21 protein-coding genes are annotated in these 20,206 nt (G+C 69.7%); 3 read left to right on the top strand and 18 right to left on the bottom strand.

Annotation, left to right across the window (positions count from 1 at the left end):
- Nucleotides 1–35: 35 nt before the first annotated feature.
- A complete protein-coding gene (locus ACJJV7_RS03905; RefSeq protein ID WP_405372607.1) occupies nt 36–1,424 on the top strand; it encodes a carboxylesterase family protein in 1,389 nt (462 codons plus the stop codon).
- A gap of 75 nt (nt 1,425–1,499) precedes the next feature.
- Here ACJJV7_RS03905 and pheT read toward each other — a convergent pair whose 3' ends face one another.
- From pheT to infC, 10 genes are all read right to left on the bottom strand, one after another.
- Nucleotides 1,500–4,010, bottom strand: coding sequence for a phenylalanine--tRNA ligase subunit beta (pheT, locus tag ACJJV7_RS03900; RefSeq protein ID WP_405372606.1), 2,511 nt, complete (start codon nt 4,008–4,010; stop codon nt 1,500–1,502).
- The gene (pheS, locus tag ACJJV7_RS03895) at nt 4,010–5,050 is read right to left on the bottom strand and encodes a phenylalanine--tRNA ligase subunit alpha (protein WP_405372605.1); all 1,041 of its coding nucleotides are present in this window, start codon (nt 5,048–5,050) and stop codon (nt 4,010–4,012) included. Before pheS ends, pheT begins: the two co-directional genes overlap by 1 nt.
- Before the next feature lie 48 nt (nt 5,051–5,098).
- Nucleotides 5,099–6,025: an amino acid ABC transporter permease gene (locus ACJJV7_RS03890; protein ID WP_405372604.1), complete on the bottom strand. Its 927-nt coding sequence runs from the start codon at nt 6,023–6,025 to the stop codon at nt 5,099–5,101.
- Nucleotides 6,022–6,678 carry an amino acid ABC transporter permease gene (locus tag ACJJV7_RS03885; protein ID WP_405372603.1) on the bottom strand — a complete coding sequence of 219 codons (657 nt, stop codon included), beginning with the start codon at nt 6,676–6,678 and terminating at the stop codon, nt 6,022–6,024. Before ACJJV7_RS03885 ends, ACJJV7_RS03890 begins: the two co-directional genes overlap by 4 nt.
- 72 nt (nt 6,679–6,750) lie before the next feature.
- Nucleotides 6,751–7,647, bottom strand: a complete 897-nt coding sequence (locus tag ACJJV7_RS03880) for a glutamate ABC transporter substrate-binding protein (protein WP_405372602.1) — start codon at nt 7,645–7,647, stop codon at nt 6,751–6,753.
- 57 nt (nt 7,648–7,704) lie between these two features.
- A complete protein-coding gene (locus ACJJV7_RS03875; protein ID WP_405372628.1) occupies nt 7,705–8,424 on the bottom strand; it encodes an amino acid ABC transporter ATP-binding protein in 720 nt (239 codons plus the stop codon).
- A gap of 172 nt (nt 8,425–8,596) precedes the next feature.
- On the bottom strand, nt 8,597–9,397 hold the full coding sequence (locus ACJJV7_RS03870; RefSeq protein WP_405372601.1) for a TrmH family RNA methyltransferase: 801 nt from the start codon (nt 9,395–9,397) through the stop codon (nt 8,597–8,599).
- Between the two features lie 94 nt (nt 9,398–9,491).
- The gene (gene rplT, locus ACJJV7_RS03865; protein ID WP_405372600.1) at nt 9,492–9,872 is read right to left on the bottom strand and encodes a 50S ribosomal protein L20; all 381 of its coding nucleotides are present in this window, start codon (nt 9,870–9,872) and stop codon (nt 9,492–9,494) included.
- Between the two features lie 29 nt (nt 9,873–9,901).
- The gene (gene rpmI, locus ACJJV7_RS03860; protein ID WP_036313763.1) at nt 9,902–10,096 is read right to left on the bottom strand and encodes a 50S ribosomal protein L35; all 195 of its coding nucleotides are present in this window, start codon (nt 10,094–10,096) and stop codon (nt 9,902–9,904) included.
- A gap of 46 nt (nt 10,097–10,142) precedes the next feature.
- A complete protein-coding gene (gene infC / locus ACJJV7_RS03855; protein WP_405372599.1) occupies nt 10,143–10,799 on the bottom strand; it encodes a translation initiation factor IF-3 in 657 nt (218 codons plus the stop codon).
- Nucleotides 10,800–11,017: 218 nt separating this feature from the next.
- Here infC and ACJJV7_RS03850 point away from each other — a divergent pair, with 218 nt between their 5' ends.
- Nucleotides 11,018–11,416 carry a DUF1844 domain-containing protein gene (locus ACJJV7_RS03850; RefSeq protein WP_405372598.1) on the top strand — a complete coding sequence of 133 codons (399 nt, stop codon included), beginning with the start codon at nt 11,018–11,020 and terminating at the stop codon, nt 11,414–11,416.
- Between the two features lie 24 nt (nt 11,417–11,440).
- Here the strand turns inward: ACJJV7_RS03850 and ACJJV7_RS03845 are convergent, their stop codons facing one another.
- From ACJJV7_RS03845 to ACJJV7_RS03820, 6 genes are read right to left on the bottom strand one after another with little or no spacing between them, the layout of a single operon-like run.
- Entirely contained in the window at nt 11,441–12,232 is a 792-nt protein-coding gene (locus tag ACJJV7_RS03845; RefSeq protein ID WP_405372597.1) for an SseB family protein, read from the bottom strand.
- Complete coding sequence (gene priA, locus ACJJV7_RS03840) at nt 12,216–12,962, bottom strand: bifunctional 1-(5-phosphoribosyl)-5-((5-phosphoribosylamino)methylideneamino)imidazole-4-carboxamide isomerase/phosphoribosylanthranilate isomerase PriA (protein WP_405372596.1); 747 nt, start codon at nt 12,960–12,962, stop codon at nt 12,216–12,218. Before priA ends, ACJJV7_RS03845 begins: the two co-directional genes overlap by 17 nt.
- A gap of 53 nt (nt 12,963–13,015) precedes the next feature.
- Nucleotides 13,016–13,708, bottom strand: a complete 693-nt coding sequence (gene hisH, locus ACJJV7_RS03835) for an imidazole glycerol phosphate synthase subunit HisH (protein WP_405372595.1) — start codon at nt 13,706–13,708, stop codon at nt 13,016–13,018.
- Nucleotides 13,705–14,316, bottom strand: coding sequence for an imidazoleglycerol-phosphate dehydratase HisB (gene hisB / locus ACJJV7_RS03830; RefSeq protein WP_405372594.1), 612 nt, complete (start codon nt 14,314–14,316; stop codon nt 13,705–13,707). The genes hisH and hisB overlap by 4 nt, the downstream gene beginning before the upstream one ends.
- Before the next feature lie 47 nt (nt 14,317–14,363).
- Nucleotides 14,364–15,437, bottom strand: coding sequence for a histidinol-phosphate transaminase (locus ACJJV7_RS03825; protein ID WP_405372593.1), 1,074 nt, complete (start codon nt 15,435–15,437; stop codon nt 14,364–14,366).
- Nucleotides 15,438–15,464: 27 nt separating this feature from the next.
- Nucleotides 15,465–15,839, bottom strand: coding sequence for a LysM peptidoglycan-binding domain-containing protein (locus tag ACJJV7_RS03820; protein WP_405372592.1), 375 nt, complete (start codon nt 15,837–15,839; stop codon nt 15,465–15,467).
- A 277-nt stretch (nt 15,840–16,116) separates the two neighbouring features.
- Between ACJJV7_RS03820 and lexA the strand changes: the two genes are divergently transcribed.
- Nucleotides 16,117–16,782, top strand: coding sequence for a transcriptional repressor LexA (gene lexA, locus ACJJV7_RS03815; protein ID WP_405372591.1), 666 nt, complete (start codon nt 16,117–16,119; stop codon nt 16,780–16,782).
- 71 nt (nt 16,783–16,853) lie between these two features.
- Here lexA and metE read toward each other — a convergent pair whose 3' ends face one another.
- The gene (gene metE, locus ACJJV7_RS03810; RefSeq protein WP_405372590.1) at nt 16,854–19,178 is read right to left on the bottom strand and encodes a 5-methyltetrahydropteroyltriglutamate--homocysteine S-methyltransferase; all 2,325 of its coding nucleotides are present in this window, start codon (nt 19,176–19,178) and stop codon (nt 16,854–16,856) included.
- Nucleotides 19,175–20,125: a methylenetetrahydrofolate reductase gene (locus ACJJV7_RS03805; protein ID WP_405372589.1), complete on the bottom strand. Its 951-nt coding sequence runs from the start codon at nt 20,123–20,125 to the stop codon at nt 19,175–19,177. Before ACJJV7_RS03805 ends, metE begins: the two co-directional genes overlap by 4 nt.
- Nucleotides 20,126–20,206 lie beyond the last annotated feature (81 nt).

Raw genomic sequence — 20,206 nt, 5'->3', positions numbered from 1 at the left:
TGAGGCTCCGGGGAATCGACGGATACCGTTGCCGGATGCCCTCGTTCTCCGTTCCCGGTCCGATCCCGACACGATCCGGCCCCGTCACCGGCCGCCGGGACGGCGACGTGATCCGTTACTCGGGGATCCCCTACGCGAGCGCCGACCGCGGCGCGCCGCCCGTGCCTGCCGCGCCCGCGACGGGACCCGATGGGGAACTCCTGGTGCTCCGGGCGGTGGGTCGGGCGCCCGCGTCCCCGCAGCCGTCGTCACGGATCCTCGAGACGCTCCTGCAGGGTGCCCTGGACGGCCTCGCGCAGTCGGAGGACTGCCAGCGCCTGTCGATCACCGCGCCTGCCGACGTGCGTGCCGGCGAGGTCCTTCCCGTCGTCGCATGGTTCCACGGCGGCGGGTACACGACGGGCGCCGGTGACCTTGAGATCTACGACCCCCGCGCGCTCGTCGTCGAGCAACGCGTGATCGTGGTGGCCGTCACCGCTCGATTGGGGATCCTCGGCTTCGGCGGGGGCGGGGGCGGTCCGCGCCGCCCGCACGAGGGCCCGCCCGCCAATCTCGGCCTCCTCGACCAGATCGAGGCGCTGCGCTGGATCCGTGACTCGATTGCGGCGTTCGGAGGCGACCCCGCGACCGTCACCGCGATGGGACAGTCGGCGGGCGCAGACGCGATCCTCCACCTCCTCATCAGCGACGGAGCGCGCGGCCTCATCCGCCGGGCGATCGTGCAGAGCCCACCAGTCGGGATCACGGGGGGACGCGAGCGGATGTTCCGTGCGATGGCGCGTGTCACCCGCCGGCTCCCGGTGGACGCGTCCATCGACGCGGTCCTCCGGCAGCAGGCGGGCGCCGAACGTGCGTCGTGGGCATCGGGGATCCGCGCGGGCCTGCCGTGGGGTCCGCGCTACGGCCACGCGCCGTTGCCCGACGAGGATGACCGCGACGCCGCGTGGCGCGAGATCGCGCCGGAGGTCGACCTGCTGATCGGCACCACCCGCGAGGAGATCGCGATGTACCTGCCCGCTCTCCCCCTGATCGGGGCGCTGCTCCGGGTGCGTGGTCTCGGTGGAGCGCTGCGATCACTCCTGATGCGGGCCCTTGTGCACCCGATGACGCGGGTCGTCTACACGCGGCCGGTGACGGCGTTCGCAGAGCGCCACCGCGCGGCGGGGGGCCGCGCCGTGCGGTACGTGCTGGAGACCGCCCCGGCTCAGAGCCCCATCGGCGTGGGGCACACGGTCGACGTCCCACTGATCCTCGGCACGAAAGAGGCGTGGACGCGTACGCGCCTCGTGCCGCCGGCCTCATGGCCCGAGGTCGCCGCGCGCGGCCTCGCGGTGCGGCGCGTCTGGGGCGACTTCGCGCGCACCGGGACGGTCGCAGCCGACGCGGACGCCCACGCGTGCGGCATGCGCTTCGACCGCGGTTGATCGCGGCGGCGCGGGCCTCTTCCCGCACCCGCACGCCACAGCGAGCCGGAAGGTGCCCCGCAGCGGGCGCCGGCCTCAGTCGCGGATCGCCGCCCCGAAGCGCTCTGCGGCGACGGCCACGCCGGCGAGTTTCGCGTCGGTCGCCTCCCCCGCCGTGAGCGTCCTGTCGGCTGCCCGGAAGCGGAGCGCGAACGTCAGGCTCTTGGTGCCGTCCGCGACACCTGCGCCGCGATAGTCGTCGACGAGCCTGACGGACTCGAGCAGGGCTCCCGCCCCGGCCTCGAGAGCAGCGCGCACCTCGCCCGCGGCGACGTCGCTCGCCACGACGAGCGACACGTCCTGCGTCGCCGCCGGGTACGTCGCGAGCGACGCGGCGACGTCGGGCGCCGTGACCAGGCCGAGGATGCCGTCGAGATCGAGCTCCGCGACGTAGACGCGGCCGTGAAGATCGGCCACCTCCGCCACGGCCGGGAGCAGCTCGCCGACGTAGCCGACCGCGGTCCCGCGCACGGACAGGATGCCGGTGCGACCCGGATGCAGCGCGGCACGGCGGCCCTGCGTCACGTCGATGGTGACCCCGGCCGCTGCCGCGATGGTCTGGACCGCCCCGAGGGCGTCGGCGAGTTCGAAGGCCACTGCCGGGTGGCCGGGCTGCTTCGGAGCCGCGTTGCCGTGGAGGAGCACCGCGACGTGCCGCGGCTGCGGCGGAATGGCGGCGTGGAGTCCGTCGAGCGTCGCCGGGTCGGGCAGCTGCCCGAGGGGCGGCACCGTGTCGGTCCCGTAAGAGACTCCGGGCTCCGGGGTGAACACCGAGCCGGACTCGAAGAGCGCGAGATCGGTGAAGCCGCGCGACACGTTCCGGTGGGCGATCTGCAGCATCCCGGGAACGAGCGAGCGGCGCAGGAACGGCGCCTGCCCGTCGAGAGGGTTCGCGAGCTTGATCGACGGCAGGTGCTCCCCCTCGGACGAGCCGTGCAGGTCGTTCTGCTCCTCCGTCGTGAAGGGGAACGCGATCGTCTCGACGAAACCGGCCGAGGCGAGCGCGCCGGCGACCCGTCGACGTCCGCGCTGCGCGGCGGTGAGCCCGCGGCCGGACGGCGGCGTCGGGAGGATCGACGGGATGCGGTCGAGACCGTGGATCCGGGCGACCTCCTCCGCCAGCGTCCAGCGGTCGGTGAGGTCGGGACGCCACGACGGCGGGATGACCTCCCACCCTTCGGCGGTGGCGACCACCTCGCACCCGATGGTCTCCAGCGCGCCGACGATCTCGGCATCCGAGTACGCGACGCCGATGATGCCGGGGACGAACGCCGCCGGCAGGTCGATCGACGGCACGAAGACCTCGGCGAAGAGCGCTCCGCCTGTGGTGACGTCCAGGGTGCCGCCGGCCAACTCGACCATCAGGTCGGCGACCCGGCGCGCGGCGACGAAGGGGACGAGCGGGTCGACACCGCGCTCGAACCGGCGCGACGCCTCGCTCGGAAGCTTGTGCCGTCGCGCCGTCCGCGCGATCGAGATCGTGTCGAAGATGGCGGCCTCGATGAGGACGTTGCGCGTGGCGTCACCCATCTCGGTCGCGCCTCCGCCCATCACACCGGCGAGGCCGATCGGGCCCGATTCGTCGGTGATCAGGAGGTCTTCCGCGCTGAGCGTGCGCTCCTTGCCGTCGAGGGTCGTGAGCTTCTCGCCCGCGGCGGCCCGTCGCACGGTGATACCGCCGGTGAGCGCGTCGAGGTCGTAGCCGTGGATCGGGTTGCCCAGCTCGAGCATCACGTAGTTGGTGATGTCGATCAGAATGCCGAGCGAGCGGATGCCGGCGAGGGTCAGCCGTGCGACCATCCAGGGCGGCGTGGGGCGGCTCGGATCCACGTCCCGCACGATGCGGACGACGAACTCGCTCGCGCCGACGTTGCCGTGGATGGGCGCGGCGTCGTCGACGGTGATCTCGAATCCGCCGGTGGGCTGCTCGAGCTCCTCGAACGGACGGGCGGCGGGGTCGCGGAAGGCGGCACCGGTGGCGTGGGAGTACTCGCGGGCGACGCCGCGGAGGGAGAGCGCGTACCCGCGGTCGGGCGTCACGTTGATCTCGACCGCGACGTCATCGAGACCGAGGAGCGTGATCGCGTCGGCGCCGACCTCCGGGTCGAGTCCGAGTTCGGTCAAGCGCAGGATGCCGGAGTGCTCGTCGCCGAGACCCAGCTCCTTCGCCGACGCGATCATGCCGTCGGACACATGGCCGTAGGTCTTGCGCGCGGCGATCGGGAACGGACCGGGGAGGACAGCGCCCGGAAGGGTGACGACGACCTTGTCGCCCTCGAAGAAGTTGCCGGCGCCGCAGACGATGCCGCGGACGCCGCCGTGGGCAGCGCCGACGTCGACCTGGCACCACCGGATGGTCTTGCCGTTGGACTGAGGTTCGGCGTCGAACGAGACGACGCGACCGACGACGATCGGGCCGGTGAGGTCGAACCCGTGCACGTCCTCTTCTTCGAAGCCGACGGTGACGAGGGCGGCGAGGACGTCGTCGGGGGTCGCATCGGGCGCGACGTCGACGTACTCGCGCAACCAGGAGAGCGGGACGCGCATCAGACCACCATTCCGAACTGCTCGCTGAAACGGACATCGCCTTCGGCCATGTCGCGCATGTCTTGGACGTCGGAGCGGAACATCAGGGTCCGCTCGATCCCCATGCCGAAGGCGAAGCCCGAGTACACCTCGGGGTCGATTCCGGTCGCACGGAGGACGTTGGGGTTGACCATGCCGCATCCACCCCACTCGATCCAGCGCGCCCCACCGGGGAAGGTGGGATGCCAGAGGTCGAGCTCTGCGGAGGGCTCGGTGAACGGGAAGTAGTTGGTGCGGAACCGCGTCTTCGCCTCGGATCCGAAGAGGACCTTCGCGGCGTGATCGAGCGTGCCCTTGAGGTTGGCCATCGTGATGCCCTTGTCGATCACGAGCCCCTCGAACTGCGTGAAGGCGGGCAGGTGCGTCGCGTCGAACTCGTCGGTGCGGTACACCCGGCCCGGGCAGAGGATGTAGATCGGCACCTCGCGCTCGAGCATCGACCGCACCTGAACCGGGCTCGTGTGCGTGCGCATGACCAGGTGGCGGGCGACCGGGTCGACGAAGAAGGTGTCCTGCATCTGACGCGCAGGGTGGTCGGGCGCGAAGTTGAGCGCGTCGAAGTTGAACCACTCGTGCTCGAGCTCGGGCCCTTCGGCGATCTCCCACCCCATTCCGACGAACAGGTCGGCGATTTCTTCCTGCAGAAGCGAGATCGGATGCCGCGCCCCCACCCGCGTGCGTGGAGCGATCGACGTGATGTCCACGCGCTCCGCCTCGAGCTTCGCGGCGGTCTCCGCTGCGGCGAGCTCAGCCTCGCGAGCGGTCAGCGCCTGCGTGACCCGGCCCCTCGCCTGTCCGACGAGCTTGCCGAACGCCGCCTTCTGATCGTTCGGCACGTTTCGCAGCTGCGCGTTGAGCCGTGCGAGCGGCGAACCCTCGGCGGTGTGCGCATTGCGGGCGGCTTTGAGGGCGGCGGTATCGGTCGCGGCGGCGACGGCGGCGAGCGCCTCGTCGACCGCGGCGGCGACCGCGTCGGGGGTGATCTCAGGTGCGTCTGACACGAGAGACGAGTCTACCGGCGGGCCGGACCGCGGCCCGCCGGTAAGACGTCAGAGGTGTCCGCCGCCCCCGCCCGCGCCGGGGTTGAACTTGCCCGCGCCGCGCTGGGCGATGATCAGCTCGGTGTCGGTCGTCTCGGCGACGGGTCGGGCCGGGCCGGGGGTGCCGCGGGGCACACGGCCCAGCCGCTTCTCGACAAGGCGCGCCACACCAGAGAGGGCGAGGCACAAGCCGATGTAGATGGCACCGGCCACGATCGTCGCCTGGACGATCGGGCGATCGAGCGAGTTCTGCGATCCCAGGTACTTCGCGTAGAAGAGGAGTTCCTCGTAGGTGATGATGAAGCCGAGCGCGGTGTCCTTCAGAGTCACCACAAGCTGGGCGAGGATCACGGGCATCATGGCTCGGATCGCCTGAGGCAGAAGAACGAGCCGCATGACGCCGGACTTGTCGAGCCCCAGGGCGTAGCCCGCCTCCGACTGACCACGCGGCAGCGACTCCACTCCGGCGCGGATGACCTCAGCCAAGACCGAGCCGTTATAGACGATCAGGGCGATGACGACGACCCAGTACCCCTCCATCCGGACACCAACCACCGGCATCCCGTAATAGAGAAGGAACATCGTCACCAGGACCGGAACCGCACGGAGGAACTCCACCACCGCGGTGACAGGCCACCGTACCCAGGCGTGATCTGACAGTCGGCCGATCGCCAGCAGGAATCCGAGCGCCAGAGCGCCAACTGCCGCAACGGCGAACGCTCCCAAAGTCCTGCCCGCTGCGAGAAGGAACTGCTCCCAGATGCGGGTGTAGGTGAAGGCATTCCATTTCTCGGCGGAGAACTGGCCAGTCGCTGCCAGCCGCCAGACCAGGAATCCGACGACCGCCAAGACCGCTGCGATCGTGATCACGCCGATGACGCGGTTCCTGGCGATGGCGCGAGGCCCCGGGACGTCGTACAGGACACTTCCGCTCATCGTGCGACCCTCCAGCGGTTCTCGAGTGATCGCTGCCCCCAGGACAAGAGCAGGACGAGCGCGACGAAGATGACCATGACCCAGAGGATGACCACGAGCTGGTTCTCGCCGCGCTCGCTGAGCCAGTCACGCGCCGAGCCGAGATTCATCACCGAGAACCCGGCGGCCACGGTGGTGTTCTTGAGCAGAGCGATGAAGACGCTCATCATCGGCGGGATCACCGAGCGGAAGGCCTGCGGCAGGACGACCAGCGACATCACCTGACCGAAGGTGAGACCGAGCGCCCGCGCCGCCTCGGCCTGACCGACGGGGACGGTGTTGATTCCGGATCGCACCGTCTCGGCGACATACGTCGCAGTGTAGATCCCGAGAGCGGCGACCGCGAAGATCACCTGCACGCCGCCGCTGGCGCGCACATCGAGCAGAGGCGGCAACGTGAAAGCGAACCCGAAGAAGACGAGGGTGAGCGGAGTGTTGCGAATGGTGTTGACGTAGAAGGTGCCTACGCCCCGAGCGATCGGAACGGGCGACACCCGCATCGCACCCACGACGATGCCGAGGACGAGCGCGAGTAATCCGCCGCCGAAGAACAGCAACAGGGTGCCGCGGAGCGCCTCAGCCCAGAAGTCGAGGTTGTCGGTGATGACGCCCATGCTGTCCTTTCGAACGTCTCAGAAAGTGGGAGATCCCGGGAGCGCGTGTCACCGCGCCCCCGGGACGAGAGGTCAGTCGACCTTGGGCTGCGTCGCTTCGACGCCGGCGGGCTCCAGGTACTGCTCGTAGAGAGCGGTCCACACGTCGCCACCGTCGGTGAAGAGGGTGTTGATGTGGTCCTTGAGCACTGTGTCACCGTCGGCGAGACCCACGCCGTAACGCTCTTCGCTGAACGGCGCTCCCGCCAGCTTCAGGTTGTCGGGGTCCTCCGCGACGTATCCGGCGAGGATTGCCTCATCCGTCGTGATCGCATCGACCTGGCCGCTGAGGAGCTGCTCGACGCACTCCGAGTACGTCTGACGCTCGGTGACCTCACCGTTGTACTCGTCCCGGATGCGCTGCAGAGGCGTCGAGCCGGTCACAGAGCAGGTGACCTTGTCGGTGAGGTCGTCCGGCCCGTTGATCGAGTCGTCGTCGGCAGCAACGAGCAGGCCCTGACCGGTGATCAGGTACGGCCCGGCGAAGTCGATGACCTCGTCACGCGCATCCGTCATCGAGTACGTACCCACGTAGTAGTCGATGTTGCCGTTGACGATCTCCTGCTCGCGGTTCGCGGACGGGATGGTCTCGAAGCGGATCTGATCCTCATCGAAGCCGAGGGATGCCGCGATCCACCGCGCGATGTCGACATCGAATCCGGTCCGGTCCCCCGAAACGGCGTCCTCGTAGCCGAGGCCCGGCTGGTCGCTTTTCACGCCGATGACGATCTCGTCGGCCTCCGATGCCCGGTCGAACGTCGGGCTGCCATCGAGGGAGACGTCGCTGGCGACCTCCCAGAGGTCCTCGCTGACCTCTCCTTCGCCGCCCTCGGCACCGGGGGTCGTGGGGCTGCCGCTGTTGCAGCCGGCGAGCGCGAGAGCCGCGATCGCGATGCCGGCGAAGGCGCCGGCGAGTCGAGTGGTCCGCATGTGATCCTCCTGGTTTCGTTCGTTCGTTCGTCGCGCCGGTGCAGGGCGCGAACGTTCTCAGTGGGTGATGAGCTTCGAGAGGAAGTCCTTCGCACGGTCGCTCTTCGGATTCGTGAAGAACTCCTGCGGGGTCGCTTCCTCGACGATCAGGCCGTCGGCCATGAACACCACGCGGTCGGCGGCCTTGCGCGCGAAGCCCATCTCGTGCGTGACGACGATCATCGTCATGCCGTCCTGCGCGAGGCCGACCATGACGTCGAGGACCTCGTTGATCATCTCCGGGTCGAGCGCCGACGTCGGTTCGTCGAAGAGCATCACCTTCGGCTTCATCGCGAGCGCGCGGGCGATGGCGACACGCTGCTGCTGGCCGCCGGAGAGCTGAGCGGGCAGCTTGTCGGCCTGATGGCCGACCCCGACTCGATCGAGGAGCTCGCGGGCGAGCTTGTCGGCATCCGCCTTCTTCATCCCCTTCACCTTCAGGGGACCCAGGGTGACGTTCTCGAGGATCGTCAGGTGCGAGAAGAGGTTGAACGACTGGAAGACCATGCCCACGTCGGCGCGGAGCGCTGCGAGCGCTTTGCCCTCGGCCGGGAGCTCGGCGCCGTCGATCGTGATCGTGCCGCTCGTGATCGTCTCGAGACGGTTGATCGTGCGACACAGGGTCGACTTGCCCGATCCGGACGGGCCGATCACCACGACGACCTCGCCGCGGTTGACCGTGAGGTCGATGTCGGTCAAAGCCTGGAAGTCGCCGTAGTGCTTCTGCACATCGGTCATCACGACAAGCGGCTCACCACGGCGGACGTCGATGTTCGACGTGCGCGGCGCGGGATCGGCGGCAGGAGTGGTCATAAATCGCAACCCTATTAGGCCGGACGCGTTCTCACCGTGCTCCGGGCGCGGGGTTTACACTTCCGTAACCAACGGGTGACGGCCCTGGGGCCCGTCGTCAACGGGATGCGCGCTGCGCGAAGGCCGATTCGTAGAGGCAGACGCTGGCGGCCGTCGCCAGGTTCAACGACTCGGCGAGGCCGTAGATCGGCAGCTTCAGCGACAGGTCGACGAGGGCGAGTGCCTCGCTCTCGAGGCCGCGGGCCTCGTTGCCGAAGACCCACGCCGTCGGTTCGGCGAGCGTCTGCCGGTGAGCGAGAAAGTCCTCGCCGCCCACATCGGCGGCGATCACGCGGAGCCCTGCCGACCGGGCGCGTCCGATGGTGCTCTCGAGGTCGACGCCGACGGCCACCGGGAGGTGGAACAGCGATCCAGTCGTCGCTCGCACGACCTTCGGGTTGTAGAGATCGACCGTGCGGCCGGTGAGGACGACGGCATCCGCTCCGACGGCGTCCGCCGCACGGATGATCGTGCCGAGGTTTCCGGGATCGCGCACCTCTTCGCAGATCACGATGAGCTGGGGCGCATCGTCGAAGATGTCGCGCACCGACGTCGGCACCTGTCGCGCCACCGCGACGATCCCCTGCGGGGTCACCGTGTCGGCCATCGCATCGAGAACCGGCTCCGCCGCGAAGATGACCTCGACACCGGCGTCGGCGGCGATCTCGCGGAGGCCCTGGTGCTTGTCCCATGCCGTTGGAGTCGCATACAGCTCCACGAGGGTGTCGGGACGATACGCCAGCGCCTCACGCGCCGCCTGGGGCCCCTCGAGAAGGTACAGACCCGTCTCCTGCCGCGCAGTGCGCTTGGTCAGCTTTGCAACGGCGCGAACACGGGGAGATCGGGGGTTTTCGAGCACGGCTACAGTCTAGGGCGCGGGATGGCGCGCCTCGGAGCCGGACACACGAAAGGGCGCCCCCGGAGGGACGCCCTTTCGGAATGCGTGGGAGCGATTACGCCTTGGGCGCGTTCACGTCCGCCGGAAGCGCTGCCTTCGCCGTCGCGACGAGCGACGCGAAGACGGCCGGCTCGTGCACGGCCAGCTCGGCGAGCATGCGACGGTCGACCTGCACACCCGCGAGGCCGAGGCCCTGGATGAAGCGGTTGTACGTGACACCGTTCTGACGGGCCGCAGCGTTGATGCGCTGGATCCACAGACGACGGAAGTCGCCCTTGCGCTTGCGACGGTCACGGTACGCGTAGACCAGCGAGTGGGTGACCTGCTCCTTGGCCTTGCGGTACAGGCGCGAACGCTGACCGCGGTAACCGGAGGCGCGTTCGAGGATGACGCGACGCTTCTTGTGGGCGTTTACAGCCCGCTTGACTCTAGCCATTTCTTCTACTTCCTAATGTGCGTCGGCGATCAGATGCCGAGGAGCTTCTTGGCGACCTTGGCGTCACCCTTGGCCAGGACCTGCTCCTGGTCGAGGCGACGGGTACGACGGGTCGACTTGCCCTCAAGGTTGTGACGGAGGTTGGCCTGCTGCTTCATCAGCTTGCCGCTCCCGGTGACCTTGAAGCGCTTCTTGGCACCCGAGTGGGTCTTCTGCTTCGGCATATCTCTTCCTTCGTTGTGGATCCCGCGGGCGGGAGTCTGTGGGCGCTTACTCCGCCGGAGCGGAAGCGGTGGTCTCTTCGTCGGCCGTACCGCCACGCGCGTCGCGCGCAGCCTGCTTCGTCGCCGCGCGAACGGCGTTCTGCTCGGTCTTGACCTCGGACTTGTTCTTGTGGGGTGCGACGACCATGACCATGTTGCGACCATCGATCGTGGGGTTCGACTCGACGGTGCCGAACTCGGCCACGTCTTCGGCGAACTTCCGGAGCAGGCGCACGCCCTGCTCGGGACGCGACTGCTCGCGACCGCGGAAGAGGATCATGGCCTTGACCTTGTCCCCCGCCTGGAGGAAGCCCTCGGCGCGCTTGAGCTTGGTGGTGTAATCGTGCGCCTCGATCTTCAGACGGAACCGCACCTCTTTGAGGACGGTGTTCGCCTGATTGCGCCGCGCTTCCTTGGCCTTCTGCGCAGCCTCGTACTTGAACTTGCCGTAATCCATGATCTTGACCACGGGCGGCTTCGAGTTCGGGGCTACCTCGACGAGATCGAGGTCGGCCTCTTGGGCCAGGCGCAATGCCACCTCGATGCGGACGACGCCGACCTGCTCACCCGCGGGTCCGACGAGGCGGACCTCGGGGACGCGGATGCGGTCATTGGTGCGGGGATCGCTGATGCGGAACTCCTCTTTCGTGCGGGTGGTGATCACCGGGACACGGGATTCGTGTCGCCGGGCGGAAGATCATCACGTCCACCCCGCACGATGCGTGCGCATCGGCATTCGTGTGTGCACCCTGGTCAACCTCGCTGGGCGAGGCGGAGTGCGTGACCCGGTAGCCTGGAACGGCAAGCGCGGGTGGGATGTGATCCTCTTTCGACGCGGAGCAGACGCTCCGGTATCCGCAGAAGTCTAGCAGAGAGCAGCCCGTGAGCACTATTCCCGCAGACCACAGCGACCACGACCCCGAGCGACTGGCTCGCTGGGAGGAGCAGGACCGCGTCGCGCAGTCCGCCACCCGCGACATCGCGGACGTCCCGGCCGTCGAACTCATCACCACCACCTCGGTGCACCTCATGAGCGCCGCCGCCGTCAAGCTCGGCCTCGCCGACGACCCGGGTAGCCAGAAGGACCTCGATGAGGCGCGGAAGCTCATCAATGCGCTGGCCGGCCTCATCACCGCGGCCGCACCGGAGGTCAGCGACATGCACGCGCGCTCGCTCCGCGACGGTCTGCGTACCCTGCAGCTCGCCTTCCGCGAGGCCTCGACCATCCAGGATCCGATCGGCAAGGGCCCCGGCGAGAAGTGGACCGGACCGGTCACCTGACCCGACCGGGAACGGTCGCGGGCCTCAGGCGCGGAGCAGTTTGACCGTCAGGGAGTCGACGAGGACGGCCACCCGGTCGTCGGCGGCCCACCGCGTCGCGAGCCGCTGCAGGATCGCGTCGAGCGCAGCCTGGTCGAGCCCGTCCACCAGGTGGAGGTTGACCACGAGTTCGGGCCCGCGCAGACGCGAGCGCGGATCGCCCGTCGCCACGGAGAGATCGAGGACGCCGAGCTCCCCGCCGATCGACTCCTGGAGCCCTGCGAAGACTTCCGGCGACAGGTGCGGCGCCTCCCACGGCTGTCCCTGACCGATCGCCCAGACCGCAGGCCGGCGGAGGACGAATTCCGTCTCGCTTCCCGGATCGATCACGATCAGCTCGGTGTCGTCGGCGACGGCCGAGAGCGCCGTCCGGATGCCGTCTGCCGGCACCGGGCGAGCCGCGGCATCCCATCGGGTCATCGCCGCCACGTCGGAGAAGACCGGGAGTACACGCCGGCCGTCGGGGGCTGCGACCGTGACGATCGACAGTTCCTGGGTCTTGTCGACCGTCAGACCGGTGGGCCCCACGCCCTCCTCGCCCTTCGCGGCCACGAGCGGGATGAGCAGCCGGGCTGACCGATAGGCATCGACGACGGATGCCGCGTCGCCCTCACCGGCGTGGAACGACGCGAGCGCCGCCGCCAGTGCGGGATCGGCACTGCCGTCATCGCCGCTGTGCGGGTTCGGCTGGAAGCTGCGCCCCTCCCACGGCACGCCAGCGGAGTCGGCCGGTCGGCCGCCGTCGGCGTGATCGTGCGGATTACTGTCCGGCGACATCCAGGGCCTCGGCAAGAGTGAAGGCACCGGCGTAGAGCGCCTTGCCCACGATCGCCCCCTCGACGCCCAGCGGAACCAGCTCGCGTAGGGCGATGATGTCGTCGAGGCTCGAGATGCCACCCGAGGCCACGACGGGCTTGTCGGTGCGGAGGGCGACCTCGCGGAGCAGCTCGAGGTTCGGCCCGTTGAGCGTGCCGTCCTTCGTGACGTCGGTGAGTACGTAGCGGCTGCAGCCGGCATCCTCGAGCCGGTCGAGCACCTGCCAGAGGTCGCCGCCGTCACGGGTCCAGCCGCGCGCAGCCAGCGTCGTGCCGCGCACGTCGAGCCCCACCGCGATGGCCTCGCCGTAGCGGGAGATGACGTCGGCGGCCCACTCCGGGTTCTCGAGGGCCGCGGTGCCCAGGTTGATGCGCGCGGCGCCGCTGTCGAGGGCGGCCTCGAGAGTGGCGTCGTCGCGGATGCCTCCCGAGAGCTCGACCTGAACGCCGCGCATCTGCTTGATGACGCGACGGAGCAGGGGGCCGTTGGAGCCGCGGCCGAACGCGGCGTCGAGGTCGACCAGGTGGATCCAGTCGGCGCCCTGCTTCGCCCATTCCTGGGCGGCGTCGACGGGATCGCCGTAGTTGGTCTCGGTTCCTGCCTCACCCTGGGTCAACCGCACGGCCTTGCCGCCGGCGACGTCCACGGCGGGAAGGAGGATCAGTTCGGGCGTGGATGCGAAATCGTTCATGGCTCCGGGGAGGGACGAGTGCGAGCCGAGCGCGCGCACAGGGGGAAACACTACTAGGACGAGGGCAGCGAGCCGATCCAGTTGCGCAGGAGCGCGATGCCGGCGGCACCCGACTTCTCCGGGTGGAACTGCGTTGCTGTGAGCGGCCCGTTCTCCACGGCCGCGAGGAACGGCGTGCCGTAGTCGCACCAGGTGAGCACGGGCTCGCGGAAGGGCTTGATGACGTCGAGCGACCAGCTCTGGGCGCCGTACGAGTGCACGAAGTAGAACCGCTCGTCCTCGAGACCCCTGAAGAGGGTCGATCCCGAGCCCGCGCGTACGGTGTTCCACCCCATGTGCGGGAGGACGGGAGCGGTGAGTTCGGTGACCCGCCCCGGCCACTCCCCCATGCCCTCCGTCTCGACGCCGCGCTCATCGCCGCCGTCGAACATGATCTGCATGCCGACGCAGATGCCGAGGACCGGCATCCCGCCCGCGAGACGCCTGCCGATCAGCTCGTCGCCGTGGCCTGCTGTGAGAGCGGACATCACTGCGGCGTACGACCCGACTCCCGGCACCAGAAGCCCCGCCGCATCGGCGATCAAGCCGCGGTCGCGGGTGAGTCGCGCGTCGGCGCCTGCCTCGATCAGCGCCTTGACGACGGAGTGGACGTTGCCGGAGCCGTAGTCGAGCACCGCGACGAGCGGCGCGCCCGCGGCATCCTGACCCTCGGGAACATCCTGATCACCCGGAACGACCTGGCTCACAGGGCGCCCTTCGTGCTCGGGATGCCGTCGACGGCAGGGTCGATCGATTTCGCCTGACGGAAGGCGCGCGCGAACGCCTTGTACTCCGCCTCGGCGATGTGGTGCGGGTCACGACCGCCGAGCACTCGCACGTGGACGGTGAGGCCCGCGTGGAAGGAGATCGCCTCGAAGGTGTGACGCACGAGCGAGCCGGTGAAGTGACCGCCGATGAGGTGGAACTCGAAGCCGTCCGGCTCGCCGGTGTGGACGAGGTAGGGCCTGCCGCTCACATCGACGACCGCCTGTGCGAGCGCCTCATCGAGGGGCACGAGTGCGTCGCCGTACCGGGAGATGCCGGACTTGTCGCCGAGCGCCTCGCGGATGGCCTGTCCGAGGACGATCGCGGTGTCCTCGACCGTGTGGTGTGCGTCGATGTGGGTGTCACCGGTCGCCCGCACGGTGAGATCGGTGAGCGAGTGCTTGGCGAACGCGGTCAGCAGGTGATCGAAGAACGGCACCGACGTGTCGATGTGGCTCCGCCCCGTGCCGTCGAGGTTCAACTCGAGTTCGATCGTCGATTCGCTCGTCGCGCGACGGACGGATGCCGTGCGGGATGCGGGGCTGCTCATGTCTCGAGTCTATCGAGCGACCACTGCGGGGCCGCCCGCATGTCGGTTCAGAGCGACGCGAGCGCCTCGAGGAAGGCGGTGGACTCCTGTTCGGTTCCGGCCGTCACCCGGAGCGTGTGAGGAAGACCCACGTCGCGGATGAGGATGCCGCGGTCGTAGAGCGCCTGCCACGTCGCGTGCGGGTCTTCGACCCCACCGAACAGGACGAAGTTCGACCAGCTCTCGTAGGGCGTGTACCCGAGGGCGGACAGCGTGGCGGAGATGCGGTCGCGCTGCGCGACGATCTCGTCGACCATCCCGAGCATCGTTGGAGCGTGCCGGAGCGCCGCAGTCGCCGCTGCCTGCGTCAGCGAGCTCAGGTGATAGGGCAGGCGGACCAGCCGCAGCGCGTCGATCAGGGCGGGGTCGGCGGCCAGATAGCCGACTCGGGCACCCGCGAACGCGAACGCCTTGCTCATCGTGCGCGAGACGACGAGCCGCTCACGCCCGTGCAGGAGCGTGACGGCGGACGGCTCCTCGCGCGGGGCGAACTCCGCGTAGGCCTCATCCACGATGACGATGCCGCGCGACGCCTCGTAGACGGCCTCGACGACCTCGAGGGAGAGCGGGGTTCCGGTGGGGTTGTTCGGCGCGCAGAGGAAGACCACGTCGGGCTGCGCGTCGTCGATCTGCGCCGCCGCATCCGCCGCGCTCAGCGTAAAGTCCACGCCGCGCGTTCCACTGACATAGCGAGCCCCGGTCGCGCCGGTGAGGAGCGGGTACATCGAGTAAGTGGGCGCGAAGCCGAAGGCCGTTCGGCCCGGGCCTGCGAAGGCCTGCAGGATGTGCTGCAGCACTTCGTTCGATCCGTTCGCCGCCCAGATCTGCTCGGGCTGGAGACCGTGACCGAGGTAGGACGCGAACCCCTCCCGCACCGCCGTGAACTCGCGGTCGGGGTAGCGATTGATCTCGCGCAGTGCCTGGGCGATGCCGTCGAGGATGTCGTCCGCGACTTCTTCGGGTACCGGGTGCGTGTTCTCATTCACGTTCAGCGCTACCGGCAACGGCGCCTGCGGGGCTCCGTAGGGCGTCTTTCCGCGCAGATCATCGCGGAGGGGTAGGTCGTCCAGACTCGCACTCACCCGACCATCGTAGGCCGGGCGGCGCACTCACTTGCCGCTGTCGGCGGTGTAGGCGGTCGGCACGGAGAGGGACTGGCCGGCGTCGAGCACGGCGGACGGCAGGGCGTTCAGCGTGATGATCGCGTCGACGACATCGCGAGGGTCGTGGCCCGGCGCGATGTCCTCGGCGATCGACCAGAGCGACTCGCCCGGCAGGACGGTGACGGTGTCGAAGGTGCCCGCGGGTGCGCCCGAGTCGTTGGTCGCGAGAGCACCGCCGCCGGAAAGGATCGCGAAGCCGAGCGCGGCGATCGCGGGAGCGGCGACGATGCCGGCGAGCACGCGTCGACCACGCGTCGTGAGGCGAAGGCGCGTGGCGCCGATGGTCGGTCGGTCGATGTGGGTCACAGTCATGGTGCTCATGGTGTTCCTCCTCGGGTCACCCCGGTCAGGTGAGAAATTCGCATCCATCCCGCAGGTGAGACGTGCAGTGTGCGAAGTTCTCTTCCGAATCTATCTTCGAGTCTCGTAGGCTGTCAAGCGAAGCCGGATCGGAGATCGATCGAAGACGACACGCGGTCGGCTGCGGAATGATCGCCTCGACACCGGCTACGGTTTCGATGACCACAGCCCATCACCGACCTCCGACATCGGATGAGACGTGCACCCGGGAACGCCGGGGGGCCATGAAAGGAACGACATGAGCGACAAGCCGCAGACGCGTCGGCGGAAGAGCCTCAGCGACAAGCAGCTCGCGATCCTCGAGGTCATTCAGCGCTCGATCGCCCGACACGGCTACCCGCCGAGCATGCGCGAGATCGGCGACGCCGTCGGGCTGAAGTCCCTCTCCAGCGTCACCCACCAGCTCAACCAGCTCGAGCTGAGCGGCTACCTGCGCCGCGACCCGGGCAAGACGCGCGCGATGGAGGTCCTGATCGACCTTCCCGGCGCGGCGGGCGAGAATCCCGCGGACACCGCACCGGCCGTCGGCGACGCGGCGATGGTGCCGCTGGTCGGGCGCATCGCCGCGGGCGTCCCCATCACTGCCGATCAGCAGGTCGAAGAGGTCTTCCCCCTCCCCCGACAGCTCGTCGGGAAGGGCGAGCTGTTCATGCTCAAGGTCTCGGGCGACTCGATGATCGACGCGGCGATCTGCGACGGCGACTGGGTCGTGATCCGGTCGCAGTCGACCGCGGACAACGGCGAGATCGTCGCCGCCATGCTCGACGACGAGGCGACCGTGAAGACGTTCCGTCAGCGCGACGGCCACACCTGGCTGCTCCCCCGCAACTCGGCGTTCGAGCCGATCCTCGGCGACGACGCCACGGTCCTCGGCAAGGTGGTCGCCGTCCTCCGCGCCGTGTGAGCTGCGCCGCCGGACGTGTTCCGGCAGAACGAAGGGGATGCCGCGCGATGCGGCATCCCCTTCGTCGTCTCTCAGACGCGCGCGGTCAGGCGCTCCCGGACGGCGTTCGCCGCGGCGACCGTGTTCTGCAGCGAGGCCACCGTCTCCTCGTATCCGCGGGTCTTGAGCCCGCAGTCGGGGTTGATCCAGATCTGCCGGAGCGGGAGCTCCGCCACAGCGCGCTCGATGAGCTCCGAGACCTCCTCCGTCGAGGGCACCCGCGGCGAGTGGATGTCATAGACCCCGGGGCCGATCCCGTGGTCGAAGCCGGAGGTCGCGATGTCCGTGATCACCTCACCCCGGCTGCGCGCCGCCTCGATCGAGGTGACATCGGCGTCGAGAGCCGCGATCGCGCCGATGACGACGCCGAACTCCGAGTAGCAGAGGTGGGTGTGGATCTGAGTCGCCACGTGTGCCCCGGCGGTGGCGAGCCGGAACGACGCGACCGACCAGTCGAGGTAGGACGGCTGATCGGCCGTCTTCAGGGGCAGGAGCTCCCGGAGGGCGGGCTCGTCGACCTGGACGATCGCGATCCCGGCCGCCTCGAGGTCGGCGATCTCGTCGCGCAGCGCGAGCGCCACCTGATCGGCCGTCTCGCCGAGCGGCTGATCGTCACGGACGAATGACCAGGCGAGGATCGTGACGGGGCCGGTCAGCATGCCCTTCACCGGCTTCGCGGAAAGCGACTGCGCGTATTCGGCCCACGGCACGGTGATGGGGGCCGGGCGCGACACATCACCCCAGAGGATCGAGGGCCGCGTGGCGCGCGATCCGTACGACTGCACCCAGCCCTGCCGGGTGACGGCGAACCCGTCGAGGTTCTCCGCGAAGTACTGGACCATGTCGTTGCGCTCGGCCTCGCCGTGCACCAGGACGTCGAGCCCGATCTCCTCCTGCAAGTCGATGACCCGGGCGATCTCCTCGCGGAGGAACCCGTCGTACGCGGCGCCGTCGATGTCGCCGCCGACGAAGGCCGCCCGCGCGCGGCGGATCTCTGCCGTCTGCGGGAAGGACCCGATGGTCGTGGTGGGCAGGAGGGGCAGGTCGCGGGCGGCCTCCTGAGCCTGCAGACGCTCCGCGTACGCGACACGGGAGTAGTGCGACGAGGCGAGGGATGCCGTTCGGTCGCGCACGTCGTCGCGGCGGACGCCGGGCGCGGCCCGCCGGTCGGCGAGCGCTGCGGCGGCCGCGCCGATGTCGCCCGTGATCGCGGCGCGGCCCTCGCGGATCCCGCGCGCGAGCACCTCGATCTGAGCGACCTTCTGGTCGGCGAAGGCGAGCCACGAGACGAGCCGTTCGTCGAGGTCCGTCTCGATGGACACGTCGTACGGCACGTGCTGGAGCGAGGTCGACGTGGCCGCCGTGACGGCCGCCGCACCGAGCGCCGCCACCTCTTCGAGGCGATCGGCGGCTGCCGCAAGGTCGCCGCGCCAGACGTTGCGCCCGTCGACGACGCCAGCGACGACCGTCTTCGCGGCCAGCCCCGCGGCGGGCGCAGGCACGCCGCCACGGGTGAGGTCGATGGCCAGCGCCTCGACGTCCGACGAGGCGAGGGCCTGCCAGGCGGCATCGGAGAGCTGCGCGTAGCCGGCGGCGACGAGGATCGACGGGCGTGACGCGGCATCCGTGAGCACGGCGTAGGCCCGCTCCGCGGCGGCGGCGACGTCGTCGTCGCTGTGGCCGAGCGACTGGCTCACCAGCGCGGGCTCGTCGAACTGGACCCACTCCGCCCCGGCGCTCCGCAGCGCAGTGAGGAGCTCCACGTAGACAGGGAGCAGGTCCTCCAGACGGTCGAGGGGACGATAGTTCGAGCCGGCGGCATCCGTCGGCTTGGCGAGGGCGAGGAAGGTGACCGGACCGACGACGACGGGGCGCGTGGTCACGCCGTCGGCCTTCGCCTCGGCGACCTGGCGCGCGAATCGGTCGCTCGTGAGCGAGAACACCGTCTCGGGGCCGATCTCGGGCACGAGGTAGTGGTAATTCGTGTCGAACCACTTCGTCATCTCGAGCGGTGCCGCCTGACCGACGCCGCGCGCCGCGGCGAACAGCGCTGCGAGCGGCACGGAGCCGTCGGCGCCGCGCAGGTGCCCGAAGCGGTCGGGGATCGCCCCGACCGTCGCCGCGACGTCGAGGACCTGGTCGTAGTACGAGAACGATTCGGGGATCGACGAGTCGTCCGCTCCGAGGCCGAGCTCGACGAGGCGGGAGCGGGTCGCGCGGCGGAGCTCCGCCGTCGTCGCCTCGAGCTCGGCTTCGGAGAGGCTGCCGCGCCAGTGGGCCTCCACGGCGCGCTTGAGCTCGCGGCGGGGTCCGATGCGGGGGTAGCCGAGGATCGTTCCGGCGGGGAAAGCGGTCATGCGGTGGTCTCCTTCTGAGGGGTGGTGACGCCCGCCGCCGCCAAGGTGGCGAGGACGGTCTCGGAACTGTTGAACGCGTACAGATGGATGCCGGGTGCTCCCCCGGCGAGCACCTCCCGGCACAGGCGCGCAGCGTGCGCGACGCCGATCGCGCGACGCCCGGCGGTCGTGGGCTCGACGTCGAGCGCGACGGCGAGCTCGCCCGGGAGCTCCTCGCCCGTCAGGTCGACGATGCGGCGGAGGCGGGCGGGTGAGGTGATGGGCATGACGCCGGGGAGGATCGGGATCACGACCCCGGCGGCGCGGGCCCGCTCGACGAACGCGAGGTAGTCGTCGGCGTGGAAGAAGAGCTGCGTGATGGCGAACGTGGCGCCGGCCGCCTGCTTCGCCACGAGGGCATCGAGGTGCTCGTGGGGGTGGCGGGAACGGGGGTGGCCGTTGGGGAACGCCGCCACCGCGATCTCGACCCGGTCGCGACGTTCGACCCGTGCGGCGCCGGGGACGCCGGGGATCGGCGCTTCGGTGTAGGGGGTGCGCTCGGCCTGGACGCGCTCGATGAGCTGCACGAGCTGGGCAGCGCTCTCGAGGTCGCCGTCGCCGCCGGGCTCTCCGCCGGGGGGATCGCCCCGGAGGGCGAGGAACGACCGGATGCCGGCGTCGAGGAACTCGCGGATCAGGGCCGTGGACCCGGCGTACGAGCTTCCGATGCAGGTGAGGTGCGCGAGGGGCTCGACCTGCGTCTCCCGGAGGATGTGGGTGAGCACCTCGAGCGACCGGCCGCCGCTCGAGCCGCCGGCGCCGTAGGTCACCGAGATGAACGAGGGATCCACCGCGGCGAGGCGGTCGATGACGTCGTACAGCGCCGCGAACGACGACGCGTCGCGCGGCGGGTAGACCTCGAAGGAGACCGGCACCGTGCCCGCAGGGTGCGCGTGCGGTATCGACATGTGAACACTTCCGGATCCGGGGACAGGACTCGGGCCAGGCGGCCGCGGACCGCGCAGGACGCGGTCTCATCACGGGCGGGT

Source organism: Microbacterium sp. Ld4, from assembly GCF_045066555.1.
In the GTDB taxonomy this organism is placed as follows: Bacteria; Actinomycetota; Actinomycetes; order Actinomycetales; family Microbacteriaceae; genus Microbacterium.
Note: the sequence above shows the minus strand (reverse complement) of the source record. Positions and strands in the feature narration are given on the sequence as shown.